Annotated in this window: 12 protein-coding genes; 3 read left to right on the plus strand and 9 right to left on the minus strand. The window is 73.7% G+C overall.

Annotated features, from left to right (window positions below; genetic code table 11):
* The first annotated feature begins 74 nt into the window (after window positions 1-74).
* From FXF68_RS04475 to FXF68_RS04485, 3 genes are all read left to right on the plus strand, one after another.
* Entirely contained in the window at window positions 75-2,072 is a 1,998-nt protein-coding gene (locus FXF68_RS04475) for a sensor histidine kinase (protein ID WP_148757592.1), read from the plus strand.
* A complete protein-coding gene (locus FXF68_RS04480) occupies window positions 2,069-2,749 on the plus strand; it encodes a response regulator (RefSeq protein ID WP_148757593.1) in 681 nt (226 codons plus the stop codon). Before FXF68_RS04475 ends, FXF68_RS04480 begins: the two co-directional genes overlap by 4 nt.
* 105 nt (window positions 2,750-2,854) lie before the next feature.
* Entirely contained in the window at window positions 2,855-3,124 is a 270-nt protein-coding gene (locus FXF68_RS04485; RefSeq protein ID WP_148757594.1) for a hypothetical protein, read from the plus strand.
* Window positions 3,125-3,173: 49 nt separating this feature from the next.
* Here FXF68_RS04485 and FXF68_RS04490 read toward each other — a convergent pair whose 3' ends face one another.
* From FXF68_RS04490 to thrC, 9 genes are all read right to left on the minus strand, one after another.
* On the minus strand, window positions 3,174-3,989 hold the full coding sequence (locus FXF68_RS04490) for an L-threonylcarbamoyladenylate synthase (RefSeq protein ID WP_148757595.1): 816 nt from the start codon (window positions 3,987-3,989) through the stop codon (window positions 3,174-3,176).
* A gap of 105 nt (window positions 3,990-4,094) precedes the next feature.
* Complete coding sequence (prmC, locus tag FXF68_RS04495; RefSeq protein ID WP_148757596.1) at window positions 4,095-4,955, minus strand: peptide chain release factor N(5)-glutamine methyltransferase; 861 nt, start codon at window positions 4,953-4,955, stop codon at window positions 4,095-4,097.
* A 14-nt stretch (window positions 4,956-4,969) separates the two neighbouring features.
* The gene (prfA, locus tag FXF68_RS04500) at window positions 4,970-6,034 is read right to left on the minus strand and encodes a peptide chain release factor 1 (RefSeq protein ID WP_148757597.1); all 1,065 of its coding nucleotides are present in this window, start codon (window positions 6,032-6,034) and stop codon (window positions 4,970-4,972) included.
* Window positions 6,035-6,151: 117 nt separating this feature from the next.
* Window positions 6,152-6,370: a 50S ribosomal protein L31 gene (gene rpmE, locus FXF68_RS04505; protein WP_067905514.1), complete on the minus strand. Its 219-nt coding sequence runs from the start codon at window positions 6,368-6,370 to the stop codon at window positions 6,152-6,154.
* A 237-nt stretch (window positions 6,371-6,607) separates the two neighbouring features.
* A complete protein-coding gene (locus FXF68_RS04510; RefSeq protein WP_148757598.1) occupies window positions 6,608-7,261 on the minus strand; it encodes a response regulator transcription factor in 654 nt (217 codons plus the stop codon).
* Between the two features lie 105 nt (window positions 7,262-7,366).
* Complete coding sequence (locus FXF68_RS04515; RefSeq protein ID WP_246178303.1) at window positions 7,367-8,755, minus strand: sensor histidine kinase; 1,389 nt, start codon at window positions 8,753-8,755, stop codon at window positions 7,367-7,369.
* Window positions 8,756-8,959: 204 nt separating this feature from the next.
* The gene (rho, locus tag FXF68_RS04520) at window positions 8,960-11,050 is read right to left on the minus strand and encodes a transcription termination factor Rho (RefSeq protein WP_148757599.1); all 2,091 of its coding nucleotides are present in this window, start codon (window positions 11,048-11,050) and stop codon (window positions 8,960-8,962) included.
* A 454-nt stretch (window positions 11,051-11,504) separates the two neighbouring features.
* Window positions 11,505-12,464, minus strand: a complete 960-nt coding sequence (gene thrB, locus FXF68_RS04525) for a homoserine kinase (RefSeq protein WP_187437710.1) — start codon at window positions 12,462-12,464, stop codon at window positions 11,505-11,507.
* Window position 12,465: 1 nt separating this feature from the next.
* A complete protein-coding gene (thrC, locus tag FXF68_RS04530) occupies window positions 12,466-13,533 on the minus strand; it encodes a threonine synthase (protein WP_148757600.1) in 1,068 nt (355 codons plus the stop codon).
* Window positions 13,534-13,585 lie beyond the last annotated feature (52 nt).

A 13,585-nucleotide genomic window follows, 5' to 3' on the forward strand; every position in this document is an offset into this window, starting at 1 on the left:
GGTTCCTCGCGAATACCGGGAAGCGCGGCGTTCAAGCGTCACCCAAGCCCGCTGAAAGGTCTTAGGGTCGTTCCGTGCGGACGGACGAAAACCCCCGGCAATGGCCACGTATTGCCGACTGGGGCGTCCCGTTCCTCGTCGCGGGCTCCCAAATTCCGCTCACCTGGCTCTTCACCGACGGCAGCGGCGATCCCCTCGGGACGGGCCGCTGGACGGCGGTGGCGATCGCCGTCGTCCTCGGGGCCGGGACGCTGGCGTGGCGGCGCGTCGCGCCCGTGCCGACCCTCGCGGCCGCGATCGCGCTGACCGCGATCGGCCTCGTCGCGTCCGGCGACGCGAACACCGCCATCGGCGGGCCCGCGGACGGGGTCGCCCTGTACTCGCTGGCGGTCCTGCGCGGGCCGCGCCCCGCCGTCCTGGGCTGCGCCGCCGCCTGGGCCGTCGCCTCCCTGGCGTACCTGCCGACCGCCGCCGGGCCCGGCGACGCGCTGTCCGGCGCGCTGCTGGACGCGGCCCTCTACCTCGGGATCACCGCGTTCGGCCAGCTCCGGCGGCAGCGCGCGGCGCGGCGGCGGGAGCTGTCGGACCGGCTGGCCGACGTCGACCGGGAGGCCCGCGCGGCGGCGGACGCCGAGCGCGAGCGCCTCGCCCGGGAGGTCCACGACGTCGCGGGCCACCATCTGAGCGCCGTCGTCGTGCACACCGGGGCGGCCGTCCGGCTCGGCGACCCCGCGCTGGTCCGCGAGGCGCTCGCCCTCGCCGCCGAGACCGGCCGCGAGGTCCTGGGGTCGCTGAGCGCGCTCGCCGACCTGGCGGGACCGCGGGCGGACGGCGGCGGGCTGCGGGAACTGCTGCCCGGCCTCTGCCACGGCCTGGCCAGGATGGGCGTCCCGGTGTCCCTGACGCTGGAGGGACGCGCCCGCAGGCTGCCCGCCGAGGTGACGGCGGTCGCGTACCGGATCGTCCAGGAGTCGCTCACCAACGCGACGCGGCACGCGTTCGGCGCCGAGGTGCGGGTGACCGTCCGCTACGTCCCGGGGGAGGTCCTGGTGAGCGTCGAGAACGAGCGTCCCGGCGGCGGGACCGCCCGGGCCCGGGGCGATCAGCAGGGAGGCGGGCGGGGCGTGCGCGGCATGCGCGGCCGGGCGGCCGAACTGGGCGGCGCGCTCACCGCCGGACCGACCGCCCCGGGCGGCTGGGCGGTCGAGGCCCGCCTTCCGACGACGGCCGGCTCCCGGATCGGCTGGGGCTGGCCGGAGGTCCTGGACGCCGTGACGGTCGCCCTCTGCGCGGCGTCCCCGCTCCTGGCGTTCGTCCCGCCGGAACCGCTGGTCGAGGGCCCGTCCGCAGCGGAAACGGCGCTGGCCGCGGCCGTGCTCGTGCTCGGCGCGGTCCCGCTGTGGTGGCGGCGGCGCCGCCCGCGGGCCGCGCTGGCGGCGGTCGTCTCGGCGCACGCCGCCTTCGCCGCCGCGTGCGCGCTGCGGTCGCCGGACGCGCTGAACGCGCTGGGCCTCGCCTCCCCCGCCCTGCTCGTCGCCGTCTACTCGGTCGCGTGCTACCACCCGGACGGCCGGCGGACATGGCCGGCGGCGCTCGCCGCGCCGCTCCCCTGGGGCATCGGCCTCGGTCTCGCGCTGGCCGCCGACCGGACGGCCGCGACGGGCGCCGAGATCCCGGTCGCGTTCACGTTCGGGCTGGTGATCGCCGTCGTGTGCGCGGCGCCCGCGACGTTCGCGGTCTGGGCCTGGGGCCTCGCCGTCGCGGCGCGGAGCCGGCGCTGGGGGGACGCGATCATCGATACCGTCACCACGCGGACGGGCACGGCCGTGCACACCGAGCGGATCCGGGTCGCGGCCGGGCTGAACGGCACCGTCCTCGACCGGACCGCGCGGCTCGTGACGACGGCCGAGACGGGTCTGACCAGCGCGGACGACGACGCGGCAGCCGCCCTCCGCGAGGTGGCCGGGCAGGCGCGGGCCGCCCTGACCGAGATGCGAGGGCTCCTGGACGCGATGGAGCGCGATATGGAGCGCGATGGAGAAGGCGCCGTGACCGGAGGGAGGACGCCATGAGCATCCGGGTGCTGGTGGTGGACGATCAGGCCATCGTCCGCGCGGGGTTCACCGCGATCATCGGCGGCGAACCGGACATGGAGGTCGTCGGCCAGGCCGCGGACGGCGCGGAGGCCCTGCGCGCCGTGCCCGAATGCAGGCCCGACGTCGTGCTGATGGACATCCGGATGCCCGGCGTGGACGGCCTCGCCGCGTCGCGGGAGCTGGCCGCCGCGAAGTCCCCGGCGCGGGTGCTGGTGCTCACCACCTTCCACCGCGACGAGTACGTGTTCGGTGCGCTGCGCGCGGGCGCGTCCGGCTTCCTGCTCAAGGACTGCGAGCCCCAGGAGCTGGTGGACGCCGTCCGCACCGTTGCGGGCGGCGAGGCGCTGCTCGCCCCCGCCGTGACCCGCCGCCTCATCGACGCCTTCGCCACCGGCGCGATCAACCCGCCGCCCGGCGAGGACGGCCGCCTGGAGCCGCTCACCCAACGGGAACGCGACGTCCTCCTGCGGATCGCGACGGGCCTCAGCAACACGGAGATCGGCGCCGCGCTGGGCATCGGCACCGCCACGGTCAAGACCCACGTCAACTCGCTGCTCGGCAAGCTCGGCCTGCGCGACCGGGTGCAGGCCACGATCTTCGCCTACGACACGGGGCTCGTCCGTCCCGGTGAGGCCCCTCCACCCCAGGGTTGAGGCGCACGCAGACCGGGCGATCGAGCGAGGTGGGTCCCGCTGGAGGAAGCGTCCGTGCGCGGGCCGCGATTGGCTTCTCCAAAGATCTCTTTTGGAGGCAGGACGATGGACGCGAAGACGCGCGAGCCCGTTTCCGAGGCCGCATGCGCGGTGGTTCTCATCGCCGCCATGGCGGCCGCGCTCCTCGATGAATTCATCGACGGCGCTCCGTCGCGGTACCTGAGCTATGCCCTGCTGGCCGCCGCCACGCCCGCGGCCGTCGCCGTCCTGTTCTCCTCGATCAGGCGCGGCGCGCACTCCTGGAGCTGGGTCGTCGTGGCCACGGCGACCGTGGCGGCGACCCTCGCCGACATGCTCCTCGATCGCTGGCCGTGATCGTGCCCCGGCGGCGGCCGGCGACCGGCGGCGGCCGGCGCCGGCCGGGTCAGGAGTCCGCGGTCCGCGCCGATCCGGACGGGGGCTCAGCGGAGCTGTCAGGGGCCGCGGAAGGGTCGGTCTTGGTGAGGGAGGGCTTGGCGGCCGCGGCTCCGGACGGGGCGTCTGCGGGCCCGGTGGAGGCGTCCGCGGGGCCGTCGTCCTCGTCGTGGTCGTCGTCCTCGTCGGTCAGCAGCACGCCGACCACGGAGCGGATCTTGTCGGCCGGGACGGCGCCCGCACGCAGCAGGCGCGGCACGGAGCCGGTCAGGTCGACGATCGTCGACGGCTCGGTGTTGCCCGAGACGCCGCCGTCCAGGTAGACCGACACCGCGTCGCCGAGCATCTTCTCGGCCTCGGCGGCGTCGCGGGCCGCCGGGCGCCCGCTCAGGTTCGCGCTGCTGACCGCGAGCGGCCCGGTCTCCTTGAGCAGCTCGACCGCGAGCTCGTGCATCGGCATGCGCAGCGCGACGGTGCCCTTGGTCTCGCCGAGGTCCCACACGAGGTTCGGGTTGGAGCGGCACACCAGCGTCAGCGCGCCCGGCCAGAACTCGTCGATGAGGTCCTGCCCGTAGGTGCCGAGATCCTCCACGAGGGCGGTCGCGGCGCGCACCGAGCCGACCAGGACCGGCGGGGGCATCTCACGCCCGCGTCCCTTCGCCTCCAGCAGTTTCTCCACCGCGGGCGCGACGAACGCGTCCACCCCGACCCCGTACACGGTGTCGGTCGGCAGGACGATCAGCTCACCGCGCCGGACGGCGGAGAATGCCTCGGCGATCCCGCGGGTGCGCTCCATCGGATCGGAGCAGTCATAACGTCGGCTCACGGTCGCCCGTCTTCCCATCTCGCGGCGCTCGTCCGTTTCTGGCACCGACCAGAATAGCCCCGCTCCGGCGGACCCACCCCATCGCGCAGGTCCGGCCCGGGAACGCTAGTCGGCCACCGTTCGGGCGGTGACGAACCTGTCACGGTTGGTGAGGTCGCGTCGGTTGCGGACGTCGCGCCAGCCGCGCTCCTCCCCGAACACCCAGTAGACCGCGTTGCCCTGCAGGTCGCTGTGCTCGACCGCGACGTGCCCGCCCGGCCGCAGCAGCCGCCGCGCGGTGCGCTCGACGACGCGGATCGCGTCCAGGCCGTCGTCGCCGCCGCCCCACAGCGCGTCCGCCGGATCGTGGTCGCGGACGTCGCGCGGCACGTACTCCCACTCGCTCATCGGGATGTACGGCGGGTTGGAGACGACCAGGTCGACCGTTCCGTCCAGCTCGGGGAGGGCGGTGGCGAAGTCGTCCAGGTGCAGCCGGACGCGGCCGCGCTCGTCCAGCTCCTCGACGTTGCGGGTCGCGTGGACGAACGCCGTCGGGTCCTTCTCCACCGCGTGCACGCGCGCGCGGGGGGCCTCCAACGCGATCGACAGCGCGATGGCCGCCGACCCGGTGCCGAGATCGACGACCAGGGGGTCGCGGACGTCCATGTCGCGCAGCGTCTCCAGGGCCCAGCCGACCATCACCTCGGTCTCCGGACGCGGCACGAACACTCCCGGCCCGACCTTCAGCTCCAGGTAGCGGAAGAACGCGCGCCCGGTGATGTGCTGGAGCGGCTCCCCCGCCTCGCGCCGCGCCACGAACTCCCAGAACCGGGCGTCGAACGCGCCGTCCGGGACGCAGTGCAACTCCGAGCGCTTCACCCCGTGCACGGCCGCCGCCAGCTCCTCGGCGTCGGCGCGCGGCGAGGCGGCGCCCGCGTCCGCGAGCCGCGCGGTCGCCCTGGCGATCTCGTCGAGCAACAGTTTCATGGTCCCGCCCGCACTCACGAGCCCTGTGCTTCGGCCAGGCGGCGTTCCATCTCGGCGTCGACGAGCGCCTGCGTGACGTTGTGGAGGTCGCCGTCCAGCACCTGGTCGAGGTTGTACGCCTTGTAGCCGACCCGGTGGTCGGAGATCCGGTTCTCCGGATAGTTGTAGGTGCGCACCCGCTCGGACCGGTCGACCGTCCGGACCTGGCTCTTGCGCTCGGCCGCCGCGGCCGCGTCGGCCTCCTCCTGCGCCATCGCCAGCAGCCGGGACCGCAGGATGCGCAGCGCCTGGTCCTTGTTCTGGAGCTGGCTCTTCTCGTTCTGGCAGGACACGACGACACCCGTCGGCAGGTGCGTGATCCGCACCGCGGAGTCGGTGGTGTTGACGCTCTGCCCGCCGGGACCGGACGACCGATACACGTCGATGCGCAGGTCGTGCGGGTCGATCTGGACGTCGACGTCCTCGGCCTCGGGCGTCACCAGGACGCCGACCGCGCTGGTGTGGATGCGTCCCTGCGACTCGGTGGCCGGGACGCGCTGCACCCGGTGCACGCCGCCCTCGAACTTGAGCCGCGTCCAGACGCCCTCCTCCTGGGAGCCCTTCGCCTTCACGGCGACGGTGACGTCCTTGTAGCCGCCGAGGTCGGACGGGTGCGAGTCGAGCACCTCCGTCTTCCAGCCGACGCGCTCCGCGTACCGCAGGTACATGCGCAGGAGGTCGCCCGCGAACAGCGCCGACTCCTCGCCGCCCTCGCCGGCCTTCACCTCGAGGATGACGTCCTTGGCGTCGTTCGGGTCGCGCGGGACGAGGAGGCGGCGCAGCCGCTCCTCGAGGTCGCCCTTGTGCCGTTCGAGGTCGGTCGCCTCGGCGGCGAACGCCTCGTCCTCGGCGGCGAGCTCGCGGGCGGCGGCGAGGTCGTCCTCGGTGGCGGCCAGCTCCCGGTGCGTCTCGACGATCGGGCGCAGCTCCGCGTAGCGCTTGCCGAGCTTGCGCGCGAGGTTCTGGTCGGCATGGACGGACGGATCGGCGAGCCGTTCCTCGATGCCCGCGTACTCACTGATCAGTTCGTCGAGATTCACGATGTGTCCTGGCCCGTTCCGGCCCGGGGGCGCGGCCTCCGGACGCCGACTTCGCGAGGCCCGGGGAGCCGAATCGTCCCCGGGCCGTCACTGGTCGCTATGAATGCGGCTGCCGCCTTACTTCTTCGCGCCCTTCTTGCCGAAGCGCTGCTCGAAGCGCGCGACCCGGCCGCCGGTGTCGAGGATCTTCTGCTTGCCCGTGTAGAACGGGTGGCAGTTCGAGCACACGTCGGCGTGGATGACGCCGTTCTCGGCGGTGCTGCGGGTCTCGAAGGTGTTGCCGCACGTACACGTCACGGTCGTGACGACGTAGTTCGGGTGGATGTCGGGCTTCATGGTTCTCCTCGCTCCTGGCGGTCGCCGGACGCCCCCGCCCGCATGGCTGGGCCATGGTGAAGGTGGGATGGCGCGAACCGGTACCGCAGCGGTTGCAGTCCAAGTGTGCCAGATACGAGAACGTGCCGACGTCACGGGGCATTCCCGATCTTGGACGTCCGCCCGGCGCGCCGCTCGGGGCGGTCGGGCGGCGGCGCTCAGGCCCCTGTGCTCAGGCCCCCGTGCCAGGGCCTCGCGTCAGGCGCCCGCGCGGCCCAGGTAGGCGAGGACGGCCATCACGCGCCGGTGCCCGCCCTGCGCGGGCTGGAGGTCGAGCTTCATGAAGATGTTCGAGATGTGCTTCTCCACCGCGCCCTCGGTGACGACGAGGTCCCCCGCGATCGCGCCGTTCGAGCGTCCCTGCGCCATCAGCGCGAGCACCTCCCGCTCGCGCGGGGTCAGGGCGTCCAGCGGGTCCCCGGTGCGGCGGCGGCCGAGCAGCTGGCCGATCACCTCGGGGTCGATGACCGTCCCGCCGGAGGCGATCCGGCGGACCGCGTCGATGAACTCGGCGACGTCCGACACCCGCTCCTTCAGCAGGTAGCCGACGCCCTCCGCGCCGCCGCCGATCAGGTCCGTCGCGTACCGCTCCTCCACGTACTGGGACAGGACGAGGATCGGCGTCCCCGGCCGCCGCTCCCGCACGTTCAGCGCCGCGCGCAGCCCCTCGTCGGTGAACGACGGCGGCATCCGGACGTCCACGATGGCGAGGTCGGGCTTGTGCTCCTCCACGATGCCGAGCAGCCCCGGGCCGTCCCCGACCGTCGCGACCGTCTCGATCCCGGCGTCGCCGAGCAGCCGGACGAGCCCTTCCCGCAGCAGCACCGAATCCTCGGCGATCACAACGCGCATCCGCCCATTATCGGGGTTGGCACGGTCCGCCCGCCGCCGTTCCCCGGCGCGCGAAGGCGCCCCCGGCCGGAGAGCTCGGGGGCGCCGGTCAACCGGGCGGGGGTGCTACCAGGTGCAGGGCAGGTCGGCGCGGATGATCGTCGGACCGCCGGGCGGGCTGTCCACGATCAGCATCCCGTCGATCGTGGCGGCCCGGTCGGCGAGCCCGGCGAGCCCGCCGCCGGCCCGCGCGGTCGCCCCGCCGACGCCGTTGTCGATCACCTCGACGACCACCCACCGGTCCTCGCGGGCGACCCGGACGGTCGCGCGGGTCGCGCGGGCGTACTTCGCGATGTTCGCCAGTGACTCCGCGACGATGAAGTAGGCGATGCTCTCGACCGCCGCCGGGGGACGCTCCGGCAGGTCGACGTCCACCTCCACGGGGACGGGCGCGCGGCCCGCGAGGCCGGACAGCGCCGGGTCGAGCCCCCGGTCGGTGAGGATCGCCGGGTAGATCCCGCGGGCCAGGTCGCGCAGCTCGGTGATCGCCTCCTTGGTGCCGAGGTGGGCCTGCTCGATCAGCGCGCGGGCGCCCTCGGGGTCGTCCTCCAGCTTGGCGCGGGCGCGGCCGATGTCCATCGCGACGGCCAGCAGCCGCTGCTGCGCGCCGTCGTGCAGGTCGCGCTCGATGCGGCGGCGCTCGAACTCGGCCGCGTCCACCCCGCGGGCGCGGCTGGCCCGCAGGTGCTCGGTGCGCTTGCGCAGTTCGAGGTTCTCCTGCTGGGACGGGCTCTGCCCGAGCATGAGCCGCGCGAACGCCGAGTGGGTGACCGCCATGACCCGCGTCGTGTACATCGCGAAGACCAGGAGGACGAGCCCGATCAGCGAGATCGGCAGCGCCTCCAGCGGGTTGCCCGCCCAGTACGAGACGGGGCCGACGCTGACCTCGGCGCCGCCGTCCGCCGCCACGATCACCGGCAGGAACAGCAGCGCGAACGTCGCGGCCCACACCACGACCGACGTCACGAACTCGACCAGGGTGATGGGGAACAGCACGGCGAGGTAGGCGAGGTCCTTCCAGGTGGCGGGGTCGCTCGCCATGCTCTTCAGCTTCGCCAGCGGGTTGCGTCCCGGCGGCAGCGGCCGGTACGGGTCCGCGATCCGGACGCCGAACGCCAGCCGGACGAGCCGCCGCTCCAGCATCGCGCCGAACCGCCACGCGATCATCATCAGCGCGAGCATCGGCAGCCCCACCCAGATGATCAGCAGGATGGTCGACAGCGCCAGCCCGACGACCAGCGCGATGAACCAGCCGAGCCCGAACGCCAGGCTGACGGCGAGGTAGATCGCCGAACGCCAGGTCACCGACGACCGCGCCATGGCGAGCGGCGTCCAGGGGAGGTCCGCGACGTTCGCGGCCACGTCACCCCCCGCCTGCATCACCGTGGCCCACCGGGCCGCCGCCCACCGCGCGGCCACGCCGCCGGACGCGGCCCCGCCCGGGTCTCTGCTCACGTCGCCCACGTCGTCCCTCCATGCCCGTTCCAACCTACGGTCCAAGCGTGCCCGGACGGACGTGGGGCGACCATGATGTCCGCCGCCCATTCGGGGGTGGGGCTAACCCCACCATGCCCCAGACGAGCCACGACGCGGAACGTCCCGCGGACGCGGAACGCCCCCGCCCGGACGGGTCCGGACGGGGGCGCCTGCGCGCGTCGCTCAGCGATCGTCGGACACCGTCGTCTTCTGCACCTGGAGCAGGAACTCGGCGTTCGACTTCGTCTCCTTCATCTTCTCGATGAGGAGCTCAAGCGCCTGCTGCATGTCCAGCGCGTGCAGGACGCGGCGGAGCTGCCAGACGATGCGCAGCTCCTCCGGCGCCATGAGGATCTCCTCCTTGCGGGTGCTGGACGCGTCGACGTCCACCGCCGGGAAGATCCGCTTGTCGGCGAGGCCCCGGTTGAGCTTCAGCTCCATGTTGCCGGTGCCCTTGAACTCCTCGAAGATGACCTCGTCCATCCGGGACCCGGTCTCCACCAGCGCGGTCGCGAGGATCGTCAGCGACCCGCCGTTCTCGATGTTGCGCGCCGCGCCGAAGAACCGCTTCGGCGGGTACAGCGCGGTCGAGTCGACGCCGCCGGACAGGATGCGCCCGGACGCCGGCGCCGCCAGGTTGTAGGCGCGGCCGAGCCGGGTGATCGAGTCGAGCAGCACGACGACGTCGTGGCCCAGCTCGACCAGCCGCTTGGCACGTTCGATCGCCAGTTCCGCGACGGTGGTGTGGTCCTCGGCGGGACGGTCGAAGGTCGAGTGGATGACCTCGCCCTTCACCGTCCGCTGCATGTCGGTGACCTCTTCGGGACGCTCGTCCACGAGGACGACCATCAGGTGGCACTCCGGGTTGTTCTTGGTGATCGCGTTGGCGATCGCCTGGAGCACCATCGTCTTGCCGGCCTTCGGCGGCGACACGATCAGGCCGCGCTGCCCCTTGCCGATCGGCGACACGAGGTCGATGATCCGCGTGGTGAGGATGCCGGGGTCGGTCTCCAGCCGCAGCCGCTCCTGCGGGTACAGCGGGGTCAGCTTGGAGAAGTCGACGCGGCCCTTGGCCTGGTCGGGCTCCATCCCGTTGACGGTGTCGAGCCGGACGAGCGCGTTGAACTTCTCGCGCCGCTCGCCCTCGCGCGGCTGGCGCACCGCGCCGGTGATGACGTCGCCCTTGCGCAGGCCGTTCTTGCGGACCTGGGCCAGCGACACGTACACGTCGTTGGCGCCCGCCAGGTAGCCCGTCGTCCGGACGAACGCGTAGTTGTCGAGGATGTCGAGGATGCCCGCGACGGGGATGAGGACGTCGTCCTCGGTGAGCACCGGCTCCTCGTAGCGCTCGCGGCCGCGGCCGCGGTTGCGCTCGCGGAACCGGCGCCCGCGCCGGCCCCGGCCGCCGCCGTCGTCGTCGTCGTGCTGGCCGCCGCCGCCCTGGCTCTGCCCGCGCTGCCGTCCGCCGCCGCCCTGCTCGCTCCGGTCGCCCCGCTCGCTCCGGTCACCGCGCTCTCCACGGTCACCGCGGTCGCCCCGCTCTCCCCGGTCGCCGCGCTCGCTCCGGTCGCGGCCCTCGCCGCGCTCCCGGCCGCCGCGCTGGCGCTGGCGCCCGCCGCCGTCGCGTCCCTCGCGGCCGCCGTCGCGGCCCTCGCGCCCGTCACGCCCGCCCTGGGACTCGCCGTCCTCGGCGTTCTGCTCCCGGCCCTGGTCCCGGTCGCGGCCCTGGTCGCGGTTCTGGCGGTCCCGCTGCCGTCCGCCGCCCTGCCGCTCGCCCCGCTCGGCGCGGTCGCTCTTCTCGGTCCGCTCGGTCTCGGGCTGGCCCGTCTGCTCCACCGTGGGCTGCGCGTTGTTCTGCGCGTTGTTCTGCGCGTTGTTCTGCGCGGCGGCCGGCGCCTCGTCGGCGACCGGCGCGACCTCGGTGAGGGTCGCCTGGTCGTCGGACACCTCGCGCTTGGCGGCGGCCGCGCGGGCGCGCCGGGGCCGCTCGGTCTTCGCCGCGGCAGCGTCTCCCTGCTCGCCCCCCGCCGAGCCCTGCCCCTGGCCGCCCTGCTTCTCCTGGATGGCGGCGATGAGCTGGCTCTTGCGCATCCCGGTCACGCCGGTGATGCCGAGGCTGGACGCGAGCGCCTTGAGCTCGGGCAGCACCATGGCCGACAGGCCGGTGCCGGACCGGCGGCGCCGGGGGGTGGCGGGCTCGGCGTCGGCGGCCGGAACGGCGTCGACGGCTCCCGTGCTCGATGCGTCCGTAAGGAGTTCGCTGGATTCGCTCACTAAGGGTCCTTCCCAGGGAGCGGGCGTTGGCCGGTGTTCGGCCAGCCGACCCGGTAGTGCGGCCCGGCGGGGGCGCCGGGACGGGCTCCGCTGATCACGGTGGGGCCGGGATCTGCGATTTCTGGGCACAGCCAGATGGTGGACGGGACGGTTCGCTCGTGCGTGTTCCCGGTACCGCCACGTCCGAAGTTTCGCTGGGATGCCGGACAACGGGATGTCACGGTGTCGGGAAGCCAAGTACGCGGGACCGAGACGGCCGGAGGGCCGAACAGGCGACGCGCGGCTGACGAGCACGCTGCCCCGAACGGGGCATCTGGTGCGGCATTAAGCCTAACATCACCAGGGCGCACTGCTATTCCCCAGAGGTCGATGTCTTCGCATTTTACTTAGCGGGAACGTGCCGGGAACGAGCACCGGTCACGGCGACGCCGGGCCCCCGGCCCGAGACGCTTCGTCACGGTCGCGGCTCCGATTCTCCGGACCTGACGTGAGCGCCGCGGGTCGCGACGTCCAACGGGTGTTCGTGCCACCCATTACCCACTTCGCCGACCATCGAATCAAGTTGTCCCGCGCTTGTGAAGGCCAGGACAGTAGGTCCTGCCCCGGAGATCACCGCCGGTACGCCCGCCGCGCGGAGCCGCCGGACGAGCGCGGCCGACTCCGGCATCGCGGGCGCGCGGTAGTCCTGGTGGAGCCGGTCCTCGGTCGCGTCGAGCAGGACGCCCGCGTCGAGGCCGCCGGTGAGCGCCGCGATCAGCAGCGCGGCGCGGCCCGCGTTGGCCGCGGCGTCGCCGTGCGGGACGGTCTCCGGCAGCAGCCCGCGCGCCCGCTCCGTCGCCAGCCGCTGCTCGGGGACGTACGCCACGACCCGCCTGACCTGCGATTCCAGCCGGACGAGCCGGGGCCCGCGCGGGGTCGTCCAGGCGACGGTGAGGCCGCCGGCGAGGCACGGCGCGACGTTGTCGGGGTGCCCCTCGATCTCGGTGGCGAGGCGCAGCGCGGCGTCGTCGTCGAGCCGTCCGCCCGCCGGGTGCAGCGCGCGGGCCGCGGTGATCCCGGCGACGATCGCGGCGGACGAGGACCCGAGGCCGCGGCTGTGCGGGATCCGGTTCCGGCACCGCAGGCGCAGCCCGGACGGCCGGGGCGGACCGGATCCGGCCAGGTCGTCCAGCACGTCGAAGGTGTCCCGCAGCACCCGGACGATCAGGTGCCGGTCGCCGCGTCCGGCGACCTCGGCGCCCTCGCCGTCCACCTCGATGGTCAGCTCGCCGTCGCCGGTCAGCTCGACCTCGACCTCGTCCCACAGGGTCAGCGCGAGGCCGAGCGAGTCGAAGCCGGGGCCGAGGTTGGCGCTGGTCGCGGGCGTCCGGACCAGCACCGGCCCGTCCGCCCAGCCGGTGCGCGTCGCGCCCACCTCAGGTGAGGCCGAGCTCGGACGCGGCGGAGTGCGCGTCCACCTTGATCACGGTCGGGGCGGGCGCGCCGGAGATCGCCCAGTCGGGGTCCTTGAGGCCGTTGCCCGTCACCGTGCAGACGACCCGCGCGCCGGGCGCGACGACGCCCTGCTCGCTCGCCTGGAGCAGCCCCGCGACGCTCGCCGCGGACGCCGGCTCGACGAACACGCCCTCCTCGCGCGCGAGCAGCCGGTACGCGGCGAGGATCTGCCGGTCGGTGACCGAGTCGATCGCGCCGCCGGACTCGTCCCGCGCGGCGATGGCGAGGCCCCAGGACGCCGGGTTGCCGATCCTGATCGCGGTGGCGATGGTCTGCGGGTTGAGGACGGGCTCGCCCTTCACGAACGGCGCCGCGCCGCTCGCCTGGAAACCCAGCATGCGCGGGGCCTTCGTCGAGGTCGCGTCGGCGGCGTACTCCTTGTAGCCCATCCAGTACGCGGAGATGTTTCCGGCGTTTCCAACGGGCAGGCAGTGGACGTCGGGGGCGTCGCCGAGCGCGTCCACGATCTCGAACGCGGCCGTCTTCTGGCCCTGCAGCCGGTACTTGTTGACCGAGTTGACGAGCGCCACCGGATAGTCGACCGACAGCTTGCGGGCCAGTTCGAGGCAGTCGTCGAAGTTGCCGTCCACCTGGAGCAGCCGCGCGCCGTGCACCAGCGCCTGCGCCAGCTTGCCCATCGCGATCTTGCCGTTCGGGACGAGCACCGCGCAGGTCATCCCGGCCCGGACCGCGTACGCGGCGGCGGACGCCGAGGTGTTCCCGGTGGACGCGCAGATGACGGCCTTCGCGCCGTCCTCGGCCGCCTTGCTGATCGCCATCGTCATGCCCCGGTCCTTGAAGGACCCGGTCGGGTTGGCGCCCTCGACCTTGAGGTACACGTCGCAGCCGGTCAACTGGGACAGCCGTCCGGCGGGCACCAGCGGCGTGCCGCCCTCAAGCAGCGTGACGACGGGCGTCGCGCCCGTCACCGGAAGCCGGTCGCGGTACTCCTCGATAAGGCCCCGCCACGCGCGGACGTTCGCGTTCACGTCGGTCTCCCTATGACCTGCGATGTTGCCCCGAAGTCTATCGACTGCGGCG

The organism is Actinomadura decatromicini (assembly GCF_008121305.1).
In the GTDB taxonomy this organism is placed as follows: domain Bacteria; phylum Actinomycetota; class Actinomycetes; order Streptosporangiales; family Streptosporangiaceae; genus Spirillospora; species Spirillospora syzygii.